This is a genomic window from Lysobacter sp. K5869 (assembly GCF_018847975.1).
In the GTDB taxonomy this organism is placed as follows: Bacteria; Pseudomonadota; Gammaproteobacteria; order Xanthomonadales; family Xanthomonadaceae; genus Lysobacter.
Genome location: NZ_CP072597.1, coordinates 5,581,213 through 5,605,264, shown reverse-complemented (window position 1 = coordinate 5,605,264; position 24,052 = coordinate 5,581,213). Strand labels below are relative to the sequence as shown.

General features: G+C 70.8%; 18 protein-coding genes. 8 read left to right on the top strand and 10 right to left on the bottom strand.

The window, feature by feature from the left end:
* Positions 1-72: 72 nt before the first annotated feature.
* Both J5226_RS23810 and J5226_RS23805 read right to left on the bottom strand, forming a co-directional pair.
* A complete protein-coding gene (locus J5226_RS23810; protein WP_215837508.1) occupies positions 73-819 on the bottom strand; it encodes an alpha/beta fold hydrolase in 747 nt (248 codons plus the stop codon).
* Between the two features lie 84 nt (positions 820-903).
* Positions 904-2,307, bottom strand: coding sequence for an L-serine ammonia-lyase (locus J5226_RS23805; RefSeq protein WP_215837506.1), 1,404 nt, complete (start codon positions 2,305-2,307; stop codon positions 904-906).
* 227 nt (positions 2,308-2,534) lie between these two features.
* Between J5226_RS23805 and J5226_RS23800 the strand changes: the two genes are divergently transcribed.
* Both J5226_RS23800 and J5226_RS23795 read left to right on the top strand, forming a co-directional pair.
* Entirely contained in the window at positions 2,535-2,762 is a 228-nt protein-coding gene (locus J5226_RS23800) for a glutaredoxin family protein (RefSeq protein ID WP_215837495.1), read from the top strand.
* 16 nt (positions 2,763-2,778) lie between these two features.
* On the top strand, positions 2,779-3,174 hold the full coding sequence (locus J5226_RS23795; RefSeq protein ID WP_215837493.1) for a hypothetical protein: 396 nt from the start codon (positions 2,779-2,781) through the stop codon (positions 3,172-3,174).
* A 172-nt stretch (positions 3,175-3,346) separates the two neighbouring features.
* Here the strand turns inward: J5226_RS23795 and J5226_RS23790 are convergent, their stop codons facing one another.
* From J5226_RS23790 to J5226_RS23780, 3 genes are read right to left on the bottom strand one after another with little or no spacing between them, the layout of a single operon-like run.
* Positions 3,347-3,901, bottom strand: coding sequence for a YceI family protein (locus tag J5226_RS23790; protein WP_215837491.1), 555 nt, complete (start codon positions 3,899-3,901; stop codon positions 3,347-3,349).
* Positions 3,891-4,511: a cytochrome b gene (locus J5226_RS23785; RefSeq protein ID WP_215837489.1), complete on the bottom strand. Its 621-nt coding sequence runs from the start codon at positions 4,509-4,511 to the stop codon at positions 3,891-3,893. Before J5226_RS23785 ends, J5226_RS23790 begins: the two co-directional genes overlap by 11 nt.
* Complete coding sequence (locus tag J5226_RS23780) at positions 4,508-5,278, bottom strand: YceI family protein (RefSeq protein WP_215837487.1); 771 nt, start codon at positions 5,276-5,278, stop codon at positions 4,508-4,510. The genes J5226_RS23785 and J5226_RS23780 overlap by 4 nt, the downstream gene beginning before the upstream one ends.
* A gap of 320 nt (positions 5,279-5,598) precedes the next feature.
* Here J5226_RS23780 and J5226_RS23775 point away from each other — a divergent pair, with 320 nt between their 5' ends.
* From J5226_RS23775 to J5226_RS23760, 4 genes are all read left to right on the top strand, one after another.
* Positions 5,599-9,231, top strand: a complete 3,633-nt coding sequence (locus J5226_RS23775; RefSeq protein WP_215837485.1) for an ATP-binding protein — start codon at positions 5,599-5,601, stop codon at positions 9,229-9,231.
* A gap of 230 nt (positions 9,232-9,461) precedes the next feature.
* Complete coding sequence (locus J5226_RS23770; RefSeq protein ID WP_215837483.1) at positions 9,462-13,025, top strand: hybrid sensor histidine kinase/response regulator; 3,564 nt, start codon at positions 9,462-9,464, stop codon at positions 13,023-13,025.
* The gene (locus J5226_RS23765) at positions 13,022-16,615 is read left to right on the top strand and encodes a two-component regulator propeller domain-containing protein (protein WP_255322916.1); all 3,594 of its coding nucleotides are present in this window, start codon (positions 13,022-13,024) and stop codon (positions 16,613-16,615) included. The genes J5226_RS23770 and J5226_RS23765 overlap by 4 nt, the downstream gene beginning before the upstream one ends.
* An 898-nt stretch (positions 16,616-17,513) precedes the next feature.
* Entirely contained in the window at positions 17,514-17,819 is a 306-nt protein-coding gene (locus J5226_RS23760) for a cupin domain-containing protein (RefSeq protein WP_215837473.1), read from the top strand.
* A 123-nt stretch (positions 17,820-17,942) separates the two neighbouring features.
* On the opposite strand, the gene hemE is transcribed toward J5226_RS23760, so the two are convergent.
* The 3 genes from hemE to J5226_RS23745 form a co-directional block, all read right to left on the bottom strand.
* Complete coding sequence (gene hemE, locus J5226_RS23755; protein ID WP_215837471.1) at positions 17,943-19,019, bottom strand: uroporphyrinogen decarboxylase; 1,077 nt, start codon at positions 19,017-19,019, stop codon at positions 17,943-17,945.
* Between the two features lie 170 nt (positions 19,020-19,189).
* Positions 19,190-19,444: a WGR domain-containing protein gene (locus J5226_RS23750; protein ID WP_215837469.1), complete on the bottom strand. Its 255-nt coding sequence runs from the start codon at positions 19,442-19,444 to the stop codon at positions 19,190-19,192.
* 84 nt (positions 19,445-19,528) lie between these two features.
* The gene (locus tag J5226_RS23745) at positions 19,529-20,506 is read right to left on the bottom strand and encodes a helix-turn-helix domain-containing protein (protein WP_215837467.1); all 978 of its coding nucleotides are present in this window, start codon (positions 20,504-20,506) and stop codon (positions 19,529-19,531) included.
* A gap of 110 nt (positions 20,507-20,616) precedes the next feature.
* On the opposite strand from J5226_RS23745, the gene J5226_RS23740 reads away from it, so the two are divergent.
* The gene (locus J5226_RS23740) at positions 20,617-21,255 is read left to right on the top strand and encodes a cysteine hydrolase family protein (protein ID WP_215837465.1); all 639 of its coding nucleotides are present in this window, start codon (positions 20,617-20,619) and stop codon (positions 21,253-21,255) included.
* Positions 21,256-21,259: 4 nt separating this feature from the next.
* On the opposite strand, the gene J5226_RS23735 is transcribed toward J5226_RS23740, so the two are convergent.
* Entirely contained in the window at positions 21,260-22,759 is a 1,500-nt protein-coding gene (locus J5226_RS23735; RefSeq protein ID WP_215837463.1) for an alpha/beta hydrolase, read from the bottom strand.
* Positions 22,760-22,845: 86 nt separating this feature from the next.
* Here J5226_RS23735 and J5226_RS23730 point away from each other — a divergent pair, with 86 nt between their 5' ends.
* On the top strand, positions 22,846-23,460 hold the full coding sequence (locus J5226_RS23730; RefSeq protein WP_215837453.1) for a MarR family transcriptional regulator: 615 nt from the start codon (positions 22,846-22,848) through the stop codon (positions 23,458-23,460).
* Between the two features lie 12 nt (positions 23,461-23,472).
* Here the strand turns inward: J5226_RS23730 and J5226_RS23725 are convergent, their stop codons facing one another.
* Positions 23,473-24,027 (bottom strand): hypothetical protein, encoded by a 555-nt coding sequence (locus J5226_RS23725; RefSeq protein ID WP_215837451.1) that lies wholly within the window; start codon positions 24,025-24,027, stop codon positions 23,473-23,475.
* Positions 24,028-24,052 lie beyond the last annotated feature (25 nt).

The window sequence follows — 24,052 nt, the reverse complement described above, 5'->3', positions numbered from 1 at the left end:
GCGGCCGCGGATGAAGGAGCGTGAGCGAGAGGTGCCGCGTCGGATGGAAGAATGCGGCGCGCGGCGCGAATTTCAGTGCCGGTCGAGCCAGTGCCCGATCCGCGCCGCGGCGTCGTCCGCGCAGGCCTGCAACAGGAAGTGCGGCGCGTCCAAGGCGAAGCACTCGGTGTGCGGACGCGCGCGATGGATCGTTTCCCAACTCTCGCGCGATACCAAGCGGTCGGCGGTGGCGCGCAGGTACAGCGTCGGCACCGCGACTGCGGCCAAGGCCGCGCGCGCGTCCACGCGCGCGACTTCGCCCAAGCGCGTGCGCAACACCGCCGGGTCCAGCGCGTCCAACGCCGCGCGCAGCCGTTCGCGCCAGCGCGGATTCGACCAACGCCCCAACACCGCGCGTTCGACGACGGCGAGCGGCGCATGCCGCAGCGGCAAGCGGTGCAGCCACGCGGGCAAGGCGGCCAAACCCAGCGGCGACCACGGCGGCCGCGGCGCTTGCGCGAAGCTGGCGCACAGCACCAGCGCGGCCAGATTCGGCGGACGGCGCGCGGCGAGGCGGATCGCGACCGGGCCGGAGAAGGATTCGCCGATCAGCGCGAAGGGCTCGTCGGTGGGCAGTCGCGTCCACGCCCAATCGACCAGCGCGTCGTAGCCCAAGGCCGGATCGTTCGGATACGCCAACGCGTTCGCCGCGAAGCGCGGCTGCAGCGCGGCGAGGAAATCGCTCAGCAGTTCGCCGCCGCCGTCGAGCCCGGGCAGGACCAGACAGCGCATCGTCAGCCGCGCCGCCGCGTAGCGTTGGCCCGCGCGCAACGCGGGCAACGCGCTTCGATCAACCCGGCGTAGCGCCGCAGTCCGCGACCTTGGTCGGTGTGGCGCAACGCAGCGTCCATGCCGTCGCCGCCCTCAGCACTCGATGACGTTGACCGCCAGACCGCCGCGCGAGGTTTCCTTGTACTTGTCCTGCATGTCGCGGCCGGTGTCGCGCATGGTCTTGATGACCTTGTCCAGGCTGACCTTGTGCTTGCCGTCGCCGCGCATGGCCATGCGGTAAGCGTTGATCGCCTTGACCGCGCCCATCGCGTTGCGCTCGATGCAGGGAATCTGCACGAGGCCGCCGATGGGGTCGCAGGTCAGGCCGAGGTTGTGTTCCATGCCGATCTCGGCCGCGTTCTCGACTTGGCTCGCGGTGCCGCCGAGCGCGCCGACCAAGCCGGCCGCGGCCATCGAACAGGCCACGCCGACTTCGCCCTGGCAGCCGACTTCGGCGCCGCTGATCGAGGCGTTTTCCTTGTAGAGAATGCCGACCGCGGCGGCGGTGAGCAGGAAGTTGCGCACGCCCTGCAGGGTGGCGCCGGGGCAGAAGCGGTCGTAGTAGTGCAGCACCGCCGGAATGATGCCGGCCGCGCCGTTGGTCGGGGCGGTGACCACGCGGCCGCCGGCGGCGTTTTCTTCGTTGACCGCGAGCGCGTAGAGGTTGACCCAGTCGAGCACGGTCAGCGGATCGCGCATCGCCGCTTCGGGCTTGGCCGACAGTTCGGCGTGCAGGCTCGGCGCGCGGCGCGAGACGTGCAGGCCGCCGGGCAGGGTGCCGGTCTCGCGGATGCCGCGGGTCACGCACGACTGCATCGCCATCCAGATTTCGTCGAGGCCGGCGTTGATCTCGTCGTCGCTGCGCCACACGCGTTCGTTGGCCATCATCAGCTGCGCGATCGACAAGCCGCTGCGCGCGCACTGCGCCAGCAGCTCGTCGCCGGAATGGAACGGGTAGGGCAGGTCGGTGGTGTCGGCGACGATGCGGTCTTCGGCCGCTTCGTCCTGATTGACCACGAAGCCGCCGCCGACGGAGTAGTAGTCGCGCGTGGCGATGACTTCGCCGTCGGCGTCGAAGGCGGTGAAGCGCATGCCGTTGGTGTGGAACGGCAGCTTCTGGCGCTTGTTCATGATGAGGTCGTGCTTCTCGTCGAAGCCGATCTCGTGGCGGCCGAACAGGTTGATGCGCTTGCTCGAGCGGATGCGTTCCAACGCCGCCGGGATGATGTCCGGGTCGATCTGGTTCGGCCAATGGCCTTCCAGGCCCATCAGCACGGCCTTGTCGGTGCCGTGGCCGCGGCCGGTCAGCGCCAGCGAGCCGAACACCTCGGCGCGCACGCGCGCGGTGCGGGCCAGATCGGCGCCGGGCTCGCCGGTGCCGCAGCCCTCGACCAGCCAGCGCTCGATGAAGCGCGCGGCGGCGCGCATCGGGCCGACGGTGTGCGAGGAACTCGGACCGATGCCGATCTTGAACAGGTCGAAACTGCTGACTGCCACGTTTGGCTGCTCCAACTGGGGTCGGACGTTGCTGGCGTCCCGCGCGGGCGGCGCCCGCACCGCGCGGGTGTGTATACCGCTTATTCTACGCGCGGCCGCATGCCGTCCAGGCCGGTCCGGCGCGGGTTTTTCGCTGCCGCGCGCGCGGTTCGGCCATACCCGGCCGCATTGAAGCCGCCGCGCCGCGGTGGTTCGGCCCGACTCTCGAACGATCCACTGGAGCGACTGTGCTGACTTTGTTCCAACGCGACGATTGCCACCTCTGCGACCTGGCCCTGGCGGTGCTGGCGCAAGCGCGCGTGCCGGAGTTCGAGAGCGTCTTCATCGACGAGGATGCGGCGCTGGAAGACCGCTACGGCGCACGGGTGCCGGTGCTGCGCGACGAGGCGCGCGGGGTGGAGCTGGATTGGCCGTTCGATGCGGATCGGCTGGCCGCGTGGCTGGCGGAGCGCTGACGCGGTGTTCCGCGGCGTGCACGACAGTTTGCTGGTGGGGTACAGCGTCGACGGCGAGCGCCGTACGCTGAGCCTGCGCTTGCGGCCGCACCACGGCAATGCGCCGGGGCCGTTCCGGATCGAATTCGACGGGGTGTTCGCGCATCGTTTCGATGCGCCGTTGTTGCCGGCGATCGTCTCGGATCTGGAAGAGGCGCCGGCTGCGGCGCTGATCGAGGACGAGTGGGACGACATCCAGGCCCGCGAGCGGCGCAACGGGTGGCCCGGTGGGGCTTGGAAGATCGGCGATCTTCAGGCGGCGCGGGCGTATGTCGAGCGCGAGGGCTTGAACGCCTATTGGCTGAGTTCGAGTTACGGGCTCGACGGTTGGGTGCTGGCGCGTTCGGTGCGTCTGGTCGCGGAGCCGCCGTAAGCCCCTGTAGGAGCGGCGCGAGCCGCGACTGCGGCAACGCAACTCTTGCGAAGGTTTCGGCGTAGTTGCGTTGCCGCGGTCGCGGCTCGCGCCGCTCCTACAGGCAGATCGCGCGACTTGCGCAAACGAAAACGGAGCCCGCGCGGGCTCCGTTTCGGGACGCGGCGCCGGCTTACTTCGCCGCCGCGAACACCACCTTCGTGCTCACCGCGACTTCGTTGGGGATGATCGAGGTGTCGGCCCAGTCGCCGCCGCCGACTTTGTAGTCCAGGCGCTTGACCGTGGCCTTGCCGGCCAGCACCGGCTTGTCGCCCGGGGTCCAGGTGAAGGTCAGGGTCACCGGCTTGCTGACGCCGCGCAGGGTCAGGCTGCCGTCGGCGGCGTAGTTGTTGCCGCCCAGGCTGCGGAACTTGGTCGCGCTGTAGCGCGCCTGCGGGAACTTGGCGATGTCGAAGAAGTCGGCGCCCTTGAGGGTGTCGTCGCGCTCGGCGTTCTTGGAGTTGGCGCCGGCCAGCGGGATCACCACGTCGAGTTTGGAGGCGTCGAGCTTGGCCGGGTCGAAGCTCAGCCGCGCGGTGAAGCCGGGGAAGTTGCCGGCGAAGACTTCGCCCTGGTACTTGGTGGCGAAGGTCAGGGTCGAGCCGGCTTGCTGCACGTAATCGGCGGCGAAGGCCGGCGCGGCGGCGGCGAACAGGGCGGCGGTCAGGGCCAGGGACTTAAGGCGCATCGGGGTTCTCCGAAGAAGTGGGGGAGGCGGAAACGGGTTGCGGCGACAAGGCGGCCGCGGCGCGGCGCCGGCCCGGCAGCATCCGGGTCAGGGTGTCGTCGTTCTGGAACAAATGGTGGTAGAACGCGGCCGCGGCATGCCCCAGCACCAGCGCCAGCAGCAGCCAGAAGCCGTATTCGTGCAGGTTGCGGCTGAGCTGGGCGAGCTCTTCGCTGCGCGCGGCGATCTTGGGCAGGTTGAACCAGCCGAAGTACTGCAGCGGGTAGCCGGCGGAGGAGTTGAACACCCAGCCGGAGATCGGCATCGCGAACATCAAGACGTACAGCGCCCAATGGGTCAGCGAGGCAACGCGCTCCTGCCAGTGAGGCGTGCCGGCCACCGGCTTGGGCGCGCCGGCGTACACGCGCCAGGCCAGGCGCAGCGCCACCAGCGCCAGCAAGGTCAGGCCGATCGACTTGTGCAGGGCGTAGATCTTGATCTTCGCCGGCCCGTTGCTCATGTCGGTCATGGTCAGGCCGACGACGGCGAGGCCCGCGATCATCACGACGATCAGCCAATGCAGCGATTGGCTGACGGCGCCCCATCGGTCTGCGGTGTTCTTCAAGGTCATCGGGTCGGCTCCGGGTCGGGCGGGGTGGGGCGTGCAGGGTCGGGTCGCACGGAATCGGGGGCGTCGGCGTCCGTGGCGGCGGCGTCGGCCGCGCCCTTGGGCGAATCGCCGACGTATTTGTCGCGCACCGCTTCGGCTTCGATGCGCAGTTCCACCTCGTCGCCGATCACCGACTTCCAGGCATCGACGCCGAACGCGGCGCGGCTGAGCGCGCCGGTGGCGGAGAAGCCCGCGGTGCGGTGGAACGGCGGCAGCGGATGGCGCTTGAGCGCGTTGAATTTCACGTCCAGGCACAGCGGGCCGTCGACGCCGTGCAGGGTCAGGGTGCCGCAGACCTTGAAGCGTTGCGGATCGCCGGCGGCCGGCTCGACCCGCGAGGACACGAAGCGCGCGGTCGGCCAGCGCTTGCCGTCGAGCAGGTTGCGCGCCAGCGCGGCCTTGTTCCAACGACCGTCGCCCAGGTCGAGCCGGGTCAGCGGCACCTGCACGTCCAGGCTCGCGCCGCGCCAGTCGGCCGGGTCGAAGCGCAGGGTGCCGGCGGCGCCGGAGACGGTGCCGATGGCCTGGGAGAAGCCGGCGTGGGAGAGGGCGAACATCACCCGGGTGTGGACCGGGTCGAAGCCGTAGCTCTGCAGACCGGTGGCTGCGCCGGCCTCGGCCGCCGCCTGGGCCGCGGCCGGCTCGGCCTGCGCCTGCGCCGCCAGGACGGCGCCGGGCAGCGCGGCGAGCGCGGCCAGGACGATGGCGCAAGGGCGGTTGAGAGACATGGCAGCTCCGGCAAGGTTCGGCGTGGATTCTAGGCACAGCCGCGCAAGGCCGTGTCCAGGCAAGCGCAACGATCCGTTTCGGCGCGCCGCCGGCCCACGTGGAAACGAGGCGCGATGCGGGCCGGAAGTTCCGCGACTTGCCTAGCCCACCGGTTATCGCCGAGCCTTATGGGCGGGGAAAGTGCCGGATACGGTCACGGAAACCGTAATCCGGCGGCCAGGACACGGTCAGCCGCTTGTCAGCGAAGCGTCAGTTTCGCTGTCTTGGGGCGCGCCGGTGCGCCGCCGGGACGGCTTGTTTCATTGCGGGAGGGAACCGGATGCTGCAATCGCGGTTATGCGCGCGACCGTCGTGGGGACGGCGGTGGCTGCGCTCGTGCCTGACCCTGCTGCTGTGCGCCGGCGCGGCCTTGGCCGCGCCCTGGGCGGCGGCGGGCGTGCCCGAGGCGCCGCGCGCGCGCATCATCGGCGTCGCCGACGGCCTGCCCTCGAGCAAGGTCAACGGCATGGCCTTCGACCACGCCGGCTATTTGTGGCTGGCCACCACCGACGGCCTGGCGCGCTACGACGGCGTCGGCATGAAGGTGTGGCGGCACGTGCCCGGCGATGCGGCCTCGCTGCCCGGCAACGACCTGACCCTGGTCAGCATCGACGACCGCGACCGCATCTGGGTCGCCGCCGAAGGCCGCGGCCTGAGCATGATGGACGCGCGCCGCGAAGGCTTCGTCCATTACCGCCGCGCCGAGTACCCGCAGATCGGCAGCGACGACACCTTCGCCGTGGCCAGCCGCAACGGCGAGGTCTGGTTCGGCACCTACGGCGGCGGCCTGCACCGGATCGACCGCAACGGCCGCATCGAACGCTTCATGCCCCAGCCCGGCGACCCGCGCAGCCTGCCGTCGGCGACCGTGCTGACCCTCGAATTCGACGAGCGCGGCGAGCTGTGGATCGGCACTTTCGAGGGCTTGGCGCGCTGGACCGGCCACGATTTCGAGCGCATCGCCCTGCCCGGCGACGACCCGACGCCGTGGGTGTTCACCGTGGCCCCGGTCGGCGACCGGCTGTGGGTCGGCAGCAAGACCGGCCTGCATCGGCGCGAGCGCGACGGGCGCTGGACCGACCCGGACTACTCGGCGATGTTCGCCCAGCTCAACGCGGTGCTGAGTCTGGCGCCGGACCGCAAAGGCAGCTTCTGGCTCGGCACCCAGCGCAGCATCTGGCGGGCCACGCCGCAGTCGGTGCCGGCGCCGATGCCGCTGGGCCCGGCGCGGCCGTCGCGGCCGGTGCAGCAGATCGTCGGCCAGGAAGACGGCTCGTTCTGGTTCCCGCTGGCCGGCGTCGGCGTGGGCTATCTGCGCCCGGACTGGCGCCGCATCGCCCAGTATTCGCGCGAACGCGGCAGCCTCAGCAGCGAGCTCTACACCGCGCTGGCGCCGTCGGCGCAAGGCGGCTTCTGGCTGATCGGCGCGCGCGGCGAGGTCGAGCGGCTGGACAAGGACGGCGTGATCGAGCCGATCGGCGAAGGCCCGCACGACGCGCTCGGCAAGGGCGGCACGCCCAACACCGCGGTCGAGGACCGGCGCGGCCGGCTGTGGATCGCGACCAGCCGCAACAACCTGGTGCGGATCGACCCGGACGGCCACTGGCGCGACTGGAGCGACGACACCCCCGACCCGGTCCTGCCCGGCGAGCCCAACCGGATCGCGATGGCGCCCGACGGCACGCTGTGGATTTCCTATCTCACCCAAGGCTTGCAGCAGCGCGATCCCGACAGCGGCCGCGTGCTCGCCACCATCGCCGCCGGCCCCGAGCAGGGCATCGGCAACGGCGATTTCGACAATATCGGCTTCGCGCCCGACGGCACGCTGTGGATCGCCTCGGGCGAAGGCCTGCTGAGCCGCGACGCCGCGCGCAACACGATGATCGCCGTGCCGGGGTTGCCGCGCGACCGCGTGTTCGGCTTCGTGTTCGAGAACGCCGACAGCTTGTGGCTGCAACGGCTCAACGGTCTGGAGCGCTATCAGCGCGAAGGCGGGCGTTGGGTGCTGCGCGACCGCGCCGGCGTCGAGCGCGGCATTCCCGCGGTCGAGGGCACCGGCTTGTTCCGCGACCGCGGCGGGCGCCTGTGGCTGCCGACCGCGCGCGGCCTGTTCCGCTGGGATCCCGCGCAGCTGCGCTTGCGCCGTTTCGGCGTGCAGGACGGCATGAGCAGCCAGGAATTCCTGCGCCGCGCCAGCGTGCTGACCCGCGACGGCACCTTGGCCGCGTCGCTGTCGGACGGCAGCGTGGTGTTGATCGACACCGCGTGGCCGGACCCGGCGCCGCGCCAGCCGCGTCTGGTCTGGCATCAGCTCGACGTGCGCCGCCACGGCCGCTGGGTGCCGCTGCCGTTGCACAAGCCGGTGCGGCGCTCGGGGTCCGAGCGCGCCTCGCGCTACGAAGCGCTGCCGACCCTGGCCCCGGACGACCGCGAGATGCGCGTGCAGATGCGCCTGCTGTCGTTCGACGACCCGCAGGCCAATCGCTACTACACCCGCCTGGACGGCTACGACAGCGACTGGGTCGCGGTCGGCGAAAGCGGCGAGCGCGTGTTCGCCGGCCTGCCGCCGGGCAGCTACGTGCTGCACGCGCGCGCCATCGACGCCAACGGCAACACCGCGCAGGAGCGCACGCTGGAATTCAACGTGCGGCCGCCGTGGTGGCGCACGCCGCCGGCGCTGGCCGCGCTGCTGGGCTTGATCGCGCTGGCCGCGTGGTGGGGCACGATGCTGTACCGGCGGCGGCTGGCGCGCCGGATCAACTGGCAACGCGCCGAGCACGAGCGCGAAGTCGCCAAGCAAGCCTCGCTGGCGAAGACGCGGTTCTTGGCGACCTTGGGCCACGAGGTGCGCACGCCGATGACCGGCGTGCTGGGCATGAGCGAGTTGTTGCTGGAGACCTCGCTGGATCAAAAGCAACGCGGCTACACCGAATCGATCCGGCGCGCGGGCGAACACCTCTTACGCTTGGTCAACGACGCGCTGGATCTGGCCCGGATCGAATCGGGCAAGCTCGAACTCGCGCACGAACCCTTCGACCTGCGCGCGCTGGTCGCGCAAGCCGCCGACCTGATGCGCCCGCTGGCGCAGCAGCGCGGCCTGCGTTTCGAGGTGGAGGTGGCCGCCGACGCGCCGGCCGGTTTGCGCGGCGACGCGAGCCGGGTCTGCCAGATCCTGCTCAACCTGCTCGGCAACGCGATCAAGTTCACCGACGAAGGCACGGTGGGCCTGCGCGTGGAACGCTCGACGCCGCGCGGCGTGCGCTTCGAGGTCAGCGACACCGGCCCCGGCCTCAACGACGAACAAAAGCAGCGCCTGTTCCGCCGCTTCGAACAAGCCGAAGGCGCGCGCACCGCCGCGCGCTACGGCGGCAGCGGGCTGGGCTTGGCGATCTGCCAGGAACTGGCCGCGGCGATGGACGGGCAGATCGCGGTGCACAGCGAGCCCGGCCAGGGCGCGCGCTTCGTGTTCGACGTACCGCTGATCGAAGCCTCGCCGCCGGCGCACGCCGCCGCCGCCGAGCCCGCGTCGGCGCGCGCGCATCTCGGCCCGCGCGCGGTGCTGCTGGTGGAGGACGATCCGACCGTGGCCGAAGTGATCGCCGGCCTGCTGCGCACGCAGGGCCATCGCGTGACCCACGTCGCCAACGGCTTGGCGGCGCTGGCGGAAACCGCGACGGCGCGGTTCGATCTGGCCTTGCTCGATCTCGACTTGCCCGGCATCAACGGCCTCGACCTCGCCCGGCAACTGCGCGCGCAAGGCTTCGCCCAGCCCTTGGTCGCAGTGACCGCGCGCGCCGACGCCGACGCCGAACCGCAAGCCGCGCAGGCCGGCTTCGACCGCTTCCTGCGCAAGCCGGTGACCGGGGCGATGCTGGCGGAAGCGATGGGCGCGCTGTTCGGGGGCGGAGGCTGAGCCGCGTGACCCGTCAGCGCAGAAGCGAGCGCACAGGAGCGAGGCGTGAGCGGAAGCGGTTTTCGCTCGCGCCTCGCTCCTGTGCGCTCGCTTCTGTCTTCGGTTCCGTCTTCGATTCTGTGATCTCCCGCACTCCGCCCGCCCTGCGCTTGCGCCCGGTCCGGCCCGTTGCGACGATACGCGCACCGGCCTTACCGGGACTCAATCGCTCGCGGTTCAGGAGGAGCCCCGTGTTGGGACGTTGTTGGTGCCTGCTCCTGTTGCTGCTGTGCGCGGCGTCGTGCATCGAACAGGCGCAGGCGCGCCTGCCGGAAACGCCGCGCTTTCGCCGCTTCGGCCAGGAGCAGGGCCTGCCCAAGTCGGTGGTGGCGGCCGAGCTCGATCATCAAGGCTATCTGTGGATGGCCACCGAGGACGGACTGGCGCGCTACGACGGCGTCGAGTTCACCCTGTGGCGCCACACCATCGGCCTGTCCGGCTCGCTGCCGGACAACATGCTCGAAGATCTCTTCATCGATGCCGGCGACCGGGTCTGGGTCGCCAGCCGCAACGGCCTGAGCGTGCTCGGCGCCGACCGCAAGGAATTCGAGCGCCTGACTTTTGAGGGCGCCGACGCCAGCTGCAGCGACAACGTCACCTTCGTCACCGGCACGCCGGACGCGGCGATCTGGACCTCCACCTACGACGGGCACCTGTGCCGGATCGCGCCCGACGGCCGCGGCGTGCAACGTTTCGAGCCCGGCGTCGGCGCCGCTGCGCGTTTGCCGCGCGGGCCGATCACCGCGCTGATGGCCGACGCGCGCGGCCGCTTGCTGGTCGGCACGGTCGGCGGGCTGGCGCGCTTCGACGGCACCCGCTTCGAGCGCATCGGCCGCGACGAAACCGCCGGCTTCAGCGTCGGCGAACTGTCGCAGGACGCCGACGGCTCGGCCTGGGTCGGCACCGATCACGGCCTGTTCCGCCTCGACGGCAACGACCGCATGACGCCGGCGCCGTGGACGCTCGGCGAGGACGCCAACAACGCGATCGTGGTCAGCGATCTGTCCGGCGGCCGCTGGATCGGCACCACCGCCGGCCTGTACCGGGTCGACGCCGACGACAACGTGCGCCTGCTCCAGGACGACGCCGGCGACGGCGTGTGGGACCGCCGCAGCGGCGTGCTGCAGATGCTGCGCGACGAAGAAGGCGGCATCTGGCTGGTGACGTACTCGCAAGGGCTGGTGTACCTGCCGCCGGATTGGAACCGCTTCGCCTCGGTGACTTCGGTCGGCGGCCGTCAGGTCGACCGGCTCGACGCGCGCGACATCGCGCCCGACGGCGACGGCGGTTTCTGGATGCTCAGCGCCACCGACCTGTACCGCTTGCGCGCCGGCAGCGGCACCTTGGAGCCGGTCGCGGACACCCGCGGACTCGGCCTGAAGTGGATGCACACTGTGTTCGCGCGGCCGGACGGGCGCTTGTGGATCGGCCACTCCAACGGTCTGAGCCTGTTCGACCCGGCCACCGGGCAAGCGCGCAGTTGGCCGCTGGATCCGAAACAGCCGCGCGTGCAGGGCACGGTGTGGTTCCTACACGAACTGCCCGACGGCGGCTTGTGGCTGTGGTTCTCCGACGGCTCGGTGCACCGCTACGACCGCGACGGCCGGCCGCTGGCGCCGGGCGAGATCGAAAAGACCCTCGCCACCGCCAGCTTCCTGACCAGCCCGGCGACCTTGCGTCCCGGCCCCGACGGCCAGCCCTGGTTCGCCGGCGGCGGCGGCCTGCACCGCTGGGACGGCGACGGCTTCGTCGCCGTGCCGGGCGGCGAATTCAGCGACATCCAGGCGATGAGCTTCGCCGGCCCGCAGCGGTTGTGGCTGGCGCGCACCGGCGCGCTCGAAGCCTACCGCTGGAGAGACGGCCGGCTGACCCTGGAACGGCGCATCGACAACACCAACGACTACCCCGACGCCAACGTCTCGGGCTTGCTGGTGAGCCGCAACGGCACGGTCTGGGCGACCAGCACGCGCGGCTTGCTGATGGTCTCGCCGGACGCGCGCCGCCTGCGCCTGTTCGGTCTCGGCGACGGCATCCCCAATGTCGAACTGACCCGCACCAGCCCGCACCGCAACGCCGACGGCGTGGCCGCGGCGCTGTCGCTGGACGGCATGGTGCTGTTCGATCTGGACACGCCGTTCCCGAGCGCGCGCCCGCCGCGGCTGTCGCTGGAAAGCCTCAGCGTGCGCCGCGAGGAAGACGATTGGTCGCTGTCGCCGGCCGGCGGCGCCGTGCAGCTGGAATCGGACGACCGCGATTTCCGCGTGGTCGCGCGGCTGATGTCGTTCCTGGATCCGCGTTCGCACGTGTACCGCTTCAAGCTGGAAGGCTACGACCCGGATTGGATCGAACAACGCGCCAACGGCGAGCGGGTGTTCTCGCGCCTGGACCCGGGCGAGTACCGCATGCTGGTGAAAGCGGCCGGCGCCGACGGCATCTGGTCGGATCCGGTCGGTTTCGAACTGCACGTCAAGCCGCCGTGGTGGCGCTCGACCTGGGCGCAGCTGGTGTTCACCGTGATCGGCATCGGTTTGCTCGCGATCGTCGCGGTCGCGTATCGCCGCCGCCTCGGCCGGCGCAGCGCGTGGCAGTTGGCGGTGCACAAGCGCGAAGTGGCCGAACAGGCCTCGCTGGCCAAGACCCGGTTCCTGGCGACGCTGGGGCACGAGGTGCGCACGCCGATGACTGGCGTGTTGGGGATGAGCGAGTTGTTGCTGGATACGTCGCTGGATGAAAAGCAGCGGGGCTATACGGAGTCTATTAAACGCGCTGGCGAACACCTCTTGCGTTTGGTCAACGACGCGCTGGATCTGGCCCGGATCGAATCGGGCAAGCTCGAACTGCAGGACCGTCCGTTCGACCTGCACGCGCTGGTCGAGGAAGCCGCCGGGTTGATGCAGCCGCTGGCGCGCCAGCGCGGGCTCGAGTTCGCGGTCAAGATCACCGCCGACGCGCCGGCCGGCCTGCGCGGCGATCCGCACCGGGTCAGCCAGATTCTGATGAACCTGCTCGGCAACGCGATCAAGTTCACCGAGGAAGGCCGGGTCGGTCTGCGGGTGAGCGCGCTGTCGCCGCAGGGCGTGCGCTTCGAGGTCAGCGACACCGGCCCCGGCCTCAACGACGAACAAAAGGCGCGGCTGTTCCGCCGCTTCGAGCAGGCCGAAGGCGCGCGCACCGCGGCGCGCTACGGCGGCAGCGGTTTGGGCTTGGCGATCTGCCAGGAGCTGGCCGCGGCGATGGACGGACAGGTCAGCGTGGTCAGTCAGGCCGGGCAGGGCGCGCGCTTCGTGCTCGATCTGCCGCTGCCGTCGGCCGAACCGCCGTCGCCGTCGGAACCGCGCGACAGCTATTCGCCGCGGGTGCCGGTGGCGCCGGAGCGCAGCGTGCCGCGCGCGATCTTGCTGGTCGAGGACGACGCCACCGTGGCCGAAGTCATCGCCGGCCTGCTGCGCGCGCAGGGCCATCGCGTCACCCACGTGGCGAACGGTTTGGCGGCGCTGGCGGAAACCGCGACGGCGCGGTTCGATCTGGCCTTGCTCGATCTCGATCTGCCCGGCATCAACGGCCTGGATCTGGCCCGGCAACTGCGCGTGCAAGGTTTCGCCCGGCCGCTGGTCGCGGTGACCGCGCGCGCCGACGCCGACGCCGAACCGCAGGCGCGCCGCGCCGGGTTCGACTTGTTCCTGCGCAAGCCGGTCACCGGCGCGATGCTGGCCGAGGCGATCGAAACCGTATTGGCCGAGGCGAACGAGCCGTGAGCCGCGTCGCCGCCTTCGCCTGCCTGCGCGCGCTCGCCGGCGCGGCCGCGCTGCTGCTCGCGCTGTGCGCCGCGCCCGCGAGCGCGGGGCTGCCGGAAACGCCGCGCCCGCGCCAGGTCTCCGTCGTCGACGGTTTGCCGTCGAACACGGTCAACCGCATCGCCGAGGACCGTCACGGCTATCTGTGGATCGCCACCAGCGAAGGCCTTGCCCGCTACGACGGCACCGGCTTCCGGGTGTGGCAGCGCGAGCAAGGCCTGCGCGACAACTTCGTGTGGACGGTGCACGTGGACGCGCGCAACCGGGTCTGGGTCGGCACCGCGCAGGCGGGCTTGGCGATGCTGGACCCGCAACGCAAGCGCTGGACTTATTTCGACCGCAGCAACACGCCCGGCCTGGCCGACGACTGCGTGTGGTCGATCGCTTCCACGCCCGACGGCGCGGTGTGGTTCGGCACCGAACGCGGCGGCCTCTACCGCATGGACGACGCCGGCAAGGTGCAGCGCTTCATGCCGCGCGCCGGCGATCCGCGCAGCTTGCCCGGCGAAGGCGTGATCGCGCTCAACGTCGCCCCCGACGGCAGCCTGTGGGCCGGCACGCGCAGCGGCGCGGCGCGCTGGACCGGCCGCGATTTCGAGCGCGTGCCCGACGGCGCGCTGCCGTCCAACCTGCTCAACTCGATCAGCTTCGAGCGCGACGGCACGGTCTGGTTCAGCACCCAGCGCGGCGTCGGCGCGCGCTTGCCCGACGGCACGTACCGCACCGATCCCTGGGCCAAGTTCGCGCCCAAGAACCGGGTGATAGGTGTGATGCACCGCGACCGCAGCGGTCAGTATTGGTTCGACCTGCCGCAAGGTCTGGGCGTGGGCGGGCCGGACGGCATCGAGGTCGTGCCGTTGTTCAGCGCCATCAGTCAAGGCCTGGTGCGGCCGAACTGGACCGGCGCCTACGAGGACCGCGAAGGCGGCCTGTGGTTCGGCAGCAACGGCTACGGCCTATGGTATTTGCCGCCGAATTGGCGCCAGTTCTCGGTGCTGATGCGGCGCCTGGACGATCCCAACTCGATCGCCAACGGCGACGTGCGCGCGATCGCGCCGGCCGACGACGGCGATATGTGGCTGGTCGGCAGCGGCGGCGTGCTCGACAAGCTCGATCCGGAAACCGGGCGGGTCGAACACTTCGCCAAGAACTACAGCGACAACTTCGTCTCGCTGCACGTGCTCAACGACAAGCGCGGGCAGGTGTGGGTGAGCTTCTACAGCGGCTTGGTGCGGATCGATCCCAAGACCCGGGCGACGCGCACCTGGCGCTTGGACAGCGCCGAGGACCCGGTCATCGACGGTTCGATCGTGCTGGTCGAAAGCGGCGATCTGATTTGGCTGATCGGCAGCGCCGGCGTGCTGCAAGCGCGCGACGGCGAGGGCCGCGTGCGCGAGACCTTGCGCGCCGGCGAGCGCGGGTTGCCGGCGAGCGTGGTGGTGCCCATCGGCGGCCACGGCCCGGACGGCGAGCTGTGGCTCGCCGCCGGTCACGAACTGCTGCGCTGGGACGCGCGCGAGCGCCGTTTCGTGCAAGTGCCGGGGCTCGCGCAGGGCGCGATGGTCCAGCACTTCGTGTTCGCCGACCGCCAGCGCATGTGGCTCGGCGGCTTCGGCACGCTCGACGCTTATCGCTGGGACGGCACGCGCCTGCACCGCGAGTTCGGCATGGACATGCGCGACGGCCTGCCGGCCGCGGAAGTGCGCGGCCTCGCCGTGGACGCCAACGGGCTGGTGTGGATGACCAGCAAGCGCGGCTTGGTGCGGGTCGATCCGTTCGCGCGCACCGCGCGCGTGTACGGGGTCAAGGACGGCCTGCCGAGCCAGGAATTCTCGCGCGCGCCGGTGCCGCGCCCGGCCGACGGCCGCTTGCTGATCGGCAGCCCGGAAGGCCTGGTGCTGTTCGATCCGGCGCTGGTGCGGCCGATCCGTTCGGCGCCGGAGCTGATCGTGGAGAGCATCGAAGTGCGCCGCGGCAGCCGCAAGGTCGCGTTCCCCACCGAGGACGCCGACCCGCGCAAGGCGCTGCCCGGGCGGGTGCCGACGGTGACCGTCGCCGACGGCGACCGCGACCTGCGCATCGTCGCGCGCCTGCTGTCGTTCAACAGTGCGCAGAGCAACCGCTACCGTTTCCGTTTGAGCCGCTTCGATCCGGGCTGGGTCGATGTCGGCGCCAGCGGCGAGCGCGTGTTCTCGCAGCTCTCGCCCGGCGATTACCGGCTGCAGGTGATGGCCAAGACCGCCGACAACGTGTGGACGCCGCCGCTGACGATCCTGCTGCACGTGGATTCGCCGTGGTGGTGGAGCTGGTGGTCGGTGGCCGCGGCGGTGGCGCTGCTGGCGCTGGCGTTGGCGTGGCTGCTGATGGCGCATCGCAACCGCCTGCAGCGGCGCTTGGCCTGGCAGCGCGCCGAACACGAGCGCGAAGTGGCCAAGCAGGCGTCGCTGGCGAAGAGCCGGTTCCTGGCGACATTGGGGCACGAGGTGCGCACGCCGATGACGGGCGTGTTGGGGATGAGCGAGTTGTTGCTGGATACGCCGCTGGATCAAAAGCAGCGGGGCTACACCGAATCGATCCGGCGCGCGGGCGAACACTTGCTGCGCTTGGTCAACGACGCGTTGGATCTGGCCCGGATCGAATCGGGCAAGCTCGAACTCGCGCACGAGCCCTTCGACCTGCGCGCGCTGGTCGCGCAGGCCGCCGACCTGATGCGCCCGTTGGCGCAGCAGCGCGGGCTGCGCTTCGAGATCCACGTCGCCGACGACGCCCCGCGCGGCCTGCGCGGCGACGCCAGCCGCGTGTGTCAGGTGTTGCTCAACCTGCTCGGCAACGCGATCAAGTTCACCGACGAAGGTTCGGTGAGCCTGCGCGTGGAGCGGCTGGCGCCGCACGGCGTGCGCTTCGAGGTCAGCGACACCGGCCCCGGCCTCAACGAAGAACAAAAGCAGCGCCTGTTCCGCCGCTTCGAGCAAGCCGAAGGCGCGCGCACCGCCGCGCGCTACGGCGGCAGCGGCCTGGGGTTGGCGATCAGCCAGGAACTGGCGGCGGCGATGGAAGGCGAGATCGCGGTCTATAGCGAAGCCGGCCACGGCGCGCGCTTCGTGTTCGACCTGCCGCTGCCTTACGCCGAACCGCCGGTCGGCACGGACGACCGCGTCCAGCGCCTGCCGCGCCCGCACGCGGGGCCGCTGGCGATCTTGCTGGTGGAAGACGACGCCACCGTCGCCGAAGTGATCGCCGGCCTGCTGCGCAGCCAGGGCCACCGCGTCACCCACGTCGGCAACGGCCTCGCCGCGCTGGCGGAAACCGCGACCGCGCGCTTCGACATCGCCTTGCTCGACCTCGACCTGCCCGGCATCAACGGCCTGGAACTCGCGCGGCAACTGCGGGCGCAAGGCTTCCTCCCGCCGCTGGTGGCGGTGACCGCGCGCGCCGACGCCGACGCCGAACCGCAAGCCGTCGAAGCCGGATTCGACCGGTTCCTGCGCAAACCGGTGACCGGCGCGATGTTGGCCGACGCGTTGGACGAGTTGATCGCCAATCGCACGTAGCCGCGTCGGCTCGCTGTAGGAGCGGCGCAAGCCGCGACCGCGCCAACGCAACCGCGACGCTCCCATCCCAACCCCGTCCTTCCGGCGAAAGCCGGAACCCATTTTGATTTTGCGCGGGTGTCCGCCGACGCCGTCGATAGGCAGCAAGCGTCGTAACCGAACCAACGCGGTCGCGGCTTGCGCCGCTCCTACAGGGCCCGGCCGGAGTTTCGATAGCGCCCTGTAGGAGCGGCGCAAGCCGCGACCGCGCTAATGCAACTACGACGCCCCTGTCCCCACCCCGTCATTCCAGCGAAAGCCGGAACCCATTTTGATTTTGCGCGGGTATCCGCCGACGCCGTCGATAGGCGGCAAGCGTCGTAGCCGAACCAACGCGGTCGCGGCTCGCGCCGCTCCTACAGGGAGATATCGAAACTTCGGCCGAGCCCTGTAGGAGCGGCGCAAGCCGCGACCGCGCTAATGCAACTACGACGCCCCTGTCACCACCCCGTCATTCCGGCGAAAGCCGGAACCCATTTTGATTTTGCGCGGGTGTCCGCCAACGCCGTCGATAGGTGGCTAGCGTCGTAGCCGAACCAACGCGGTCGCGGTTCGCGCCGCTCCTACAGGGAGATATCGAAACTTCGGCCGAGCCCTGTAGGAGCGGCGCAAGCCGCGACCGCGCCAATGCAACCACGGCGACCCTGTCCCAGCTCCGTCATTCCGGCGAAAGCCGGAATCCATTTTGATTTTGCGCGGGTGTTCGCCGACGCCGTCGATAGGCGGCAAGCGTCGTAGCCGAACCAACGCGGTCGCGGCTCACGCCGCTCCTACAGGGCTGCCGAAGCCGCGACGCGGGCACGATACGGCGCGAAACCGCGCGATAAGCTTCGGCGAACTCCCTCGCCGATACGACGCCATGCACATCGCCAACCTGTTCGCCGACGCCGCCCCGCCCGCGGACGGCGAGCGCTTCGAAGCGCTGCTCACCCACAAAAACCTCGTCGTCGAACGCATCGTCAGTTCCTCGCGCATCCAGCCGACGCTCTACACCCAGCCGCAGGACGAATGGGTCGCGCTGCTGCAAGGCGAGGCCGAGCTCGAAGTCGCCGGAGAAACGGTGACGCTGCGCGCCGGCGATCATCTGTTCTTGCCCGCCGGCACCCCGCACACGGTGCGCAAGGTCGCCGAGGGTTCGGTGTGGCTGGCGGTGCACCTGCACTGAGCGCGCCGCGTTTCCCGACGGCGCTTTACCGCCAGCTCGCGGGATCGCGATCCCGCGACAAAAAAACAGACGCAAAAGAAAACCGGCGCATGCGCCGGTTTTTCTTCGCTCGCCGCCGCGCCGTCAGCGCGCGCTCAACCCATGCACCGCCTCGACCAACACCGCCACATGCTCCGGCGACATGTCCGGCGACATGCCATGGCCGAGGTTGAACACGTGCCCCTCGCGCGAGCCGCCGTTGCCGTCGCGGTAATCGTCCAGCGCCAACCGCACTTGTTCGCGGATGGCGTCGGGCGAGGCGTACAGCGTCACCGGATCGAGGTTGCCTTGCACCGCCGCGCGCCCGCCGATGCGGCGCGCCGCTTCGCCCAGGCCGACGGTCCAGTCCACGCCAACGCCTTCGGCGCCGCTGGCGGCGAGTTCTTCCAGGTACGGGTCGTTGCCCTTGCCGAACAGGATCAGCGGCGCGCGCGCTTCGCCGTCGCCGCGCGGCAGTTCGGCGGCGATGCGCTGCAGGTAGCGCAGCGAGAACTCGCGGTACATCGACGGCGACAGCACGCCGCCCCAGGTGTCGAACACTTGCAGCGCCTGCGCGCCGGCGGCGTGCTGGGCCTTCAGATACGCGATCACCGCGTCGGTGACGACGCCGAGCAGCCGGTGCATCGCCGCCGGATCGTTGAGCGCCAGCGACTTGACCTTGGAATAGTTGTCGCTGCCGCCGCCTTCGATCATGTAGCAGGCCAGCGTCCACGGGCTGCCGGAGAAGCCGATCAGCGGCACCGAGCCGTTCAACTCGCGGCGGATGGTGCGCACCGCGTCCATCACGTAGCGCAGGTCGGTTTCCATGTCCGGCACGCCGAGCTTGGCGATGTCGGCGGCCGAGCGGATCGGGCGCTCGAACTTCGGGCCTTCGCCGTCGGCGAAGTACAGGCCCAGGCCCATCGCGTCGGGCACGGTGAGGATGTCGGAGAACAGGATCGCCGCGTCGAGCGGGAAGCGGCGCAGCGGCTGCAGGGTGACTTCGCAGGCCAGCTCGGGATTCTTGGCCAGATTGAGGAAGCTGCCGGCCTGGGCGCGGGTGGCGCGGTACTCGGGCAGGTAGCGGCCGGCCTGACGCATCAGCCACACGGGGGTGCGGTCGACGGGTTGGCGGCGCAGGGCGCGCAGGAAGCGGTCGTTGGCGAGGGGCTGGCTGGACATAGGTCGGGCGTGGGCCGTTTCGGTTCGGAAAGTCGATGCGGAAAGGGGAGCGGCGGGCGGGCGTTACGGCCCGGCGCGTCGCTGGAAAGGGGCGGGGCAGTGTGGGCCTTGCCGCGGGCGGACAGGAGCGGCCGTTTGTCCCACCCGCGCCGGCGGCGCCGCGCGCGCGTTCATCGCGGCGCTTCGGCGCCTTGGGTGAACATCAGCTGGAAGCCGCGCTTGAGCTGCTGGTCGCGCGCCTGCTCCAGCGCGGCGAAGGCGCTGTCGCGGTCGAGGAACTGCTCGCGCCGGACCGTGCTGCGGCCGCCGATCTGGCCGCTTTCGCGCACCAAGGTCCAGCCGCCGAGCAAGTCGGGCTGCAGCATCAATTGCACGAAGCGCGGGGCTTCGTGGCCGTCGGGCCGTTGTTGGAGGAGTAGGCGCACCGGGCGATTGTAGCGGCAGCCGGGGCGCGGCCGGGTGGGCGCCGCGTCGCGGCGCGCGCACCGGTGCGTTGCGCGGCGGCGGTCTCAGGCGTCGGGGTGGGCGCCGCGGAAGCCGCGCCGGTAGGCCGAGGGCGAGACCCCGAGCCGGGCGGCGAAGTGCTGGCGCAGCGAAGCGGCGGTGCCGAAGCCGGTGTCGCCGGCGATCGCGTCGAGGCCGCGGTCGCTGGTTTCCAGCAGCCGCTGCGCGTGCGCCAGCCGCTGCCCGGCCAGCCACTGCCCGACCGTGGTGCCGGTGGCGTCGCGGAAGCGGCGGGTGAAGGTGCGCCGGCTCATCAGCGCGCGCTCGGCCAGCGCGTCCAGGCTGAGCGGCCGGTCCAGGTGCGCCAGCGCCCAGGCCAGCACCTCGCCGAGGCGGTCGTCGCGCGCGGTCGCCGGCAGCGGCTGTTCGATGTACTGCGCCTGCCCGCCCTGACGGTGCGGCGCCACCACCAGCCGGCGCGCGAGCCGGTTGGCGATGTCGGCGCCGTGGGCGCGGCGGACCAGATGCAGGCAGCAGTCCAGCGCGGCGGCGGTGCCGGCCGAGGTGGTGATGCGGCCGTCGTCGACATAGAGCACGTCGCGCTGCAGTTCCACCTTCGGATAGCGCGCGCCGAAGTGCTCGCTCCACATCCAATGGGTGGTGGCGCGGCGGCCGTCGAGCAGCCCGGCCTCGGCCAGCACGTAGGCGCCCAGGCACAGGCCGACGATGCGCGCGCCGCGCTCGTGCGCGCGCACCAGCGCGCGCAGCAGCGCTTCGGGCGGGCGCTCGTCGCCGTCGCGCCAGGACGGCACGATCACCGTGTCGGCCCAGGCCAGCGACTTGAGCCCGTGGTCGGCGCTGATGCCGAACCCCGCGCGCACCCGCAACGGCCCCGGCTCGGCCGCGCACACGCGCAGGTCGAACGCGGGCAGGGCGGGATCGCCGCGCTGCTCGAACACCAGGCACGGCACGGACAGGTGGAAGGGGCTGATGCGGTCGAAGGCGACCACGGCCAGGCGGGTCAGGAGCGGCTCGGCGTTCATGGCCCGATTCTACATGGCCCGATCCTGGCGAACATTGTCGTTCGGGCCACTGTCGGCCCGGCCGACGCGGGCGAACAATGAGCGCCACACAGTCACTCGCGGAGTTCCCCATGCAACAGCACACCTCTAAGCGCGCCCTGGTCGTCATCGACGTACAGAACGATTATTTCGGCGGCGGCCTGCCGATCGAATACCCGCCGACGCAGCGCACCCTGCCCAACATCGGCCGCGCCATGGACGCCGCCCGCGCCGCCGGCGTGCCGGTGGTCGTGGTGCAAAACACCGCTCCGGCCGGCGCGCCGGTGTTCGACAAGGGCCAGCCCGGCTGGGAGCTCAACGACACCGTCGCCTCGCGGCCGCGCGATCACTACATCGAAAAGAACCTGCCCAGCGTGTTCACCGGCACCGACTTCGAGCAATGGCTGCAGAGCCACGGCATCGACACGATCAGCGTGATCGGCTACATGACCCACAACTGCGACGCCTCGACCGTGTTTGAGGCCGCGCACCGCGGCTATCGGGTCGAGTTCCTGAGCGATGCGACCGGATCGCTGTCCTACGAGAACAGCGCCGGCGCCGTCACCGCCGAGGAAATCCACCGCGTGTTCTCGGTGGTGTTCCAAAGCCGCTTCGCTGCGGTGGTGAGCACCGATGCGTGGATCGCGGCGCTGAGCAGCGGGGCGACGTTCGAGATCGACAATCCGTATGCGTCGAATCAGCGGGCGCGCAAGCGGGCCGAGGCGGCGTAAGGCTTTATCGCGCCGGTGGCGGAAACTCCGGCACGTCGAACTTCGGCAACGCCGCATCGACCTCCACCGGCAACCCCTCGTCGCGCCCGCTGCGCAGGAATTCGTAGATCGCCTTCTTCGCCTCCGGCGCGTCGCGCAACAGATAGAACGCGCCGTCGTGCCCGCCGCGGTGGACCACGATGGCGCGGCCGTTGCGGAAGTAGGGCAGCAGTTCGCGGGTGTTCTCCACCGGCGTGGAGGTGTCCCAGTCGCCGTGCACGAACACCACCGGAATCTCGCTGCGGCGCGGCAGGCGGAAGGCGTCGCCCATGTCCGGCGTCGGCCAGTCCGGCGCGGAAGCGATGTTGGAAGCGAAGTTCCACGCGCCCAGATAGTCCAGCGCCGGATCGCTGCGCAGCCGGTACTCGCGCGCCGCGCTGACGCCGAGGCTGCTGTCGGCCAGCGGCCCGATCAGCTTGATGTCGCCGGCCGCGCGCTGGGCCACGACCTCGCGCGCCCAGGCCTCGTAATGGCGGTGATACAGCGAAAGAATGAAGGCCGGCCATTGCCCGGCCTCGGCGGTGTGCGAGAGCAGGGCGAGTTGCAGATCCTGCGCGCCCAACGCCACGGTTCGCTCGCGCCCTTGCGCGTCGCGCACGCGCACCCGCACGGGGCCGGCGGCGAAGCGCTCGCGCAGCGCATGCACCGCGCCCATCAGCCCGCCCGGCGGCAGGTACGGCGCCAGCGCGGGATCGCGTTCGGCCTCGAAGCCGATGCGCTGCAGCGCGGCGAATACGTGCGAGGGCAGGTCGTAGCCGTTGTCGAGCGGCTCCACGCCCGACAGCACCGCGCGCGCGATCCGCTGCGGGTACAGGCGCATCGTCGCCAGACTCCATTGCGAACCGAAGCTGCCGCCGAACAGACTGATGCGTTCGTAGCCCAGCGCTTGCCGCAATTCGTCCACGTCGCCGGCGAAGTCGGCGATGGTGTAGCCGGACAGATCCTTATCCGGATTCGCCGCGACCGCCGCGCGCGCCAGATCGCGCATCGCCTGCGCGTCTTCGTCGATGGAACTCGGCCGGTCCAGCGGCGAGGCCGGATACGCCGCGGTCAAGCGCTCGCCGCGCGCGCTGTAGCCGCGCTGTTCGACCACGACCAGATCGCCGACCTCGGCGAAGTTCAGCCACGAACGCAGCCGGCTGCGCGCGGATTCGCCGCTGTCGCCGAAGGTGCCGAGCACGCTGAGCCCGGGGCCGCCGGGCAGCCAGAACACCGGCGGCGCGCCGGTGGCGCGCGGCGCCTTGATCCGGGCGAAGCCGACGCCGATCAAGCGGCTGTCGGGGCGGGCGCGGTTTTCGCGCACGTAGAGGGTGCCGATCTCGTAGTCCACGGGGCCGGACGGCCCGTCGACGCGGCCGCGTTCGACCTCGATCTCGCCGGCCCGGTGCGGGGCGGCGGGGGCGGCGAAGGCGACGCCGCAGCACAGCAACAGCCAGAGGGACTGCTTCCAAGCGGACGTGCGCATCGGCGGGTACCGGCGGCGGGAGTGGCGCCATGCTCGCGGCGATTTATCTTCATGTCAAGATACTTGCCGTGAATATAATCGGTCGCATGAGCCGGACGCCCGCCCGCAAGACCCGCAAGCCCGCCGCCGCGACGGCGCGCCCCCAACCGCCGCCCGCCGAGGCCGAAGCCGCGCCCGCCGAAATCGCCGAAATCGCCGAAATCGCCGCGCGCGACGGCGACGTGGTCGATCAACTGCTGCACGACTGGAGCCGCGAACGCCCCGACCTCGACGCCTCGGCGATGGCCGTGGTCGGCCGCGTGCTGCACCTGGGCCGGCTGTTCGAGGCCGACCTCAACCGCAGCCTGCGCGCGATCGGCATTCCGTATTCCGACCTCGACGTGCTCGCCACCCTGCGCCGCTCCGGCGCGCCGTACCGGCTGACGCCGACGCAGCTGCGGCGCTCGGTGCTGCTGACCTCCGGCGCGATGACCGCCTGCCTCAACCGGCTGGAAGCGCGCGGATTACTGGCGCGCAGCTTCGACGCCCACGACCGCCGCTCGCTCGCCGCCGAACTCACCGCCGACGGCGTGCGCCTGATCGACCGCGCCATCGGCGAACGCTTCGCCCACGCCGAACGCAGCCTCGACGCGCTCGACGCGGACGAACGCGCGCAGCTGGCGCGCTTGCTGCGCAAGCTGCGGCTGCAGCAAGGCGCCTGAGCGGCGCGAACCTCAGTAAGACGGCGGATTCTTCACTTCCACCCGCTTCTTCCAGGTGCCGATGCCGGTATCCAGGTGCACGATCTCGCCGAGCTGCAAGGCATCGCCCATCTCGGCGTTGAGGAACACCGTGCCGTTGCTGTACTCGTCGATCTCGTACTCCGGCCGGCCGCCGGACATGGTCCGGGTCGCGTTGACGAAGCGCAGGCCGGTCACCACGATCTGCCACTGCAAACCGTCCGACGTCAGCGTCGCGTAGGCCTGCGCGTTGTAGACGCCGCCGTTGCCGTAGTTGCTCACCGCCTGCGCGATCAGCGCGGTCAGCTTGTCCCAGGGAATGCCGAAGATCACCGTGCTGGTGCGCGCGTTGGGGTAGTAGCCGAAGCGCTCCACCGCGGCCTGCGCGGCGACTTCGGCGATGTCGGTGGAATCGTAGTGCTTGTCGAGGAATTCGAATTCGTTGGCCACGCGGCGCTCCTGGGTGGGGTGGGCGGAGGAGTCGCCCGCAGATCGTTGGGGCGCCGCGCGACTCAGCAACAACAGTTCCAGCAGCGACGTGGCGTCCATGCGGCGATCCGGTGGGCGATGCCGG

Coding starts and splice junctions, on each gene's coding strand:
- J5226_RS23790 (WP_215837491.1), bottom strand. CDS start 3,901: ATGCGCCTTAAGTCCCTGGCCCTGACCGCCGCCCTGTTCGCCGCCGCC.
- J5226_RS23785 (WP_215837489.1), bottom strand. CDS start 4,511: ATGACCTTGAAGAACACCGCAGACCGATGGGGCGCCGTCAGCCAATCG.
- J5226_RS23780 (WP_215837487.1), bottom strand. CDS start 5,278: ATGTCTCTCAACCGCCCTTGCGCCATCGTCCTGGCCGCGCTCGCCGCG.
- J5226_RS23775 (WP_215837485.1), top strand. CDS start 5,599: ATGCTGCAATCGCGGTTATGCGCGCGACCGTCGTGGGGACGGCGGTGG.
- J5226_RS23760 (WP_215837473.1), top strand. CDS start 17,514: ATGCACATCGCCAACCTGTTCGCCGACGCCGCCCCGCCCGCGGACGGC.
- hemE (WP_215837471.1), bottom strand. CDS start 19,019: ATGTCCAGCCAGCCCCTCGCCAACGACCGCTTCCTGCGCGCCCTGCGC.
- J5226_RS23745 (WP_215837467.1), bottom strand. CDS start 20,506: ATGAACGCCGAGCCGCTCCTGACCCGCCTGGCCGTGGTCGCCTTCGAC.
- J5226_RS23740 (WP_215837465.1), top strand. CDS start 20,617: ATGCAACAGCACACCTCTAAGCGCGCCCTGGTCGTCATCGACGTACAG.
- J5226_RS23735 (WP_215837463.1), bottom strand. CDS start 22,759: ATGCGCACGTCCGCTTGGAAGCAGTCCCTCTGGCTGTTGCTGTGCTGC.
- J5226_RS23730 (WP_215837453.1), top strand. CDS start 22,846: ATGAGCCGGACGCCCGCCCGCAAGACCCGCAAGCCCGCCGCCGCGACG.
- J5226_RS23725 (WP_215837451.1), bottom strand. CDS start 24,027: ATGGACGCCACGTCGCTGCTGGAACTGTTGTTGCTGAGTCGCGCGGCG.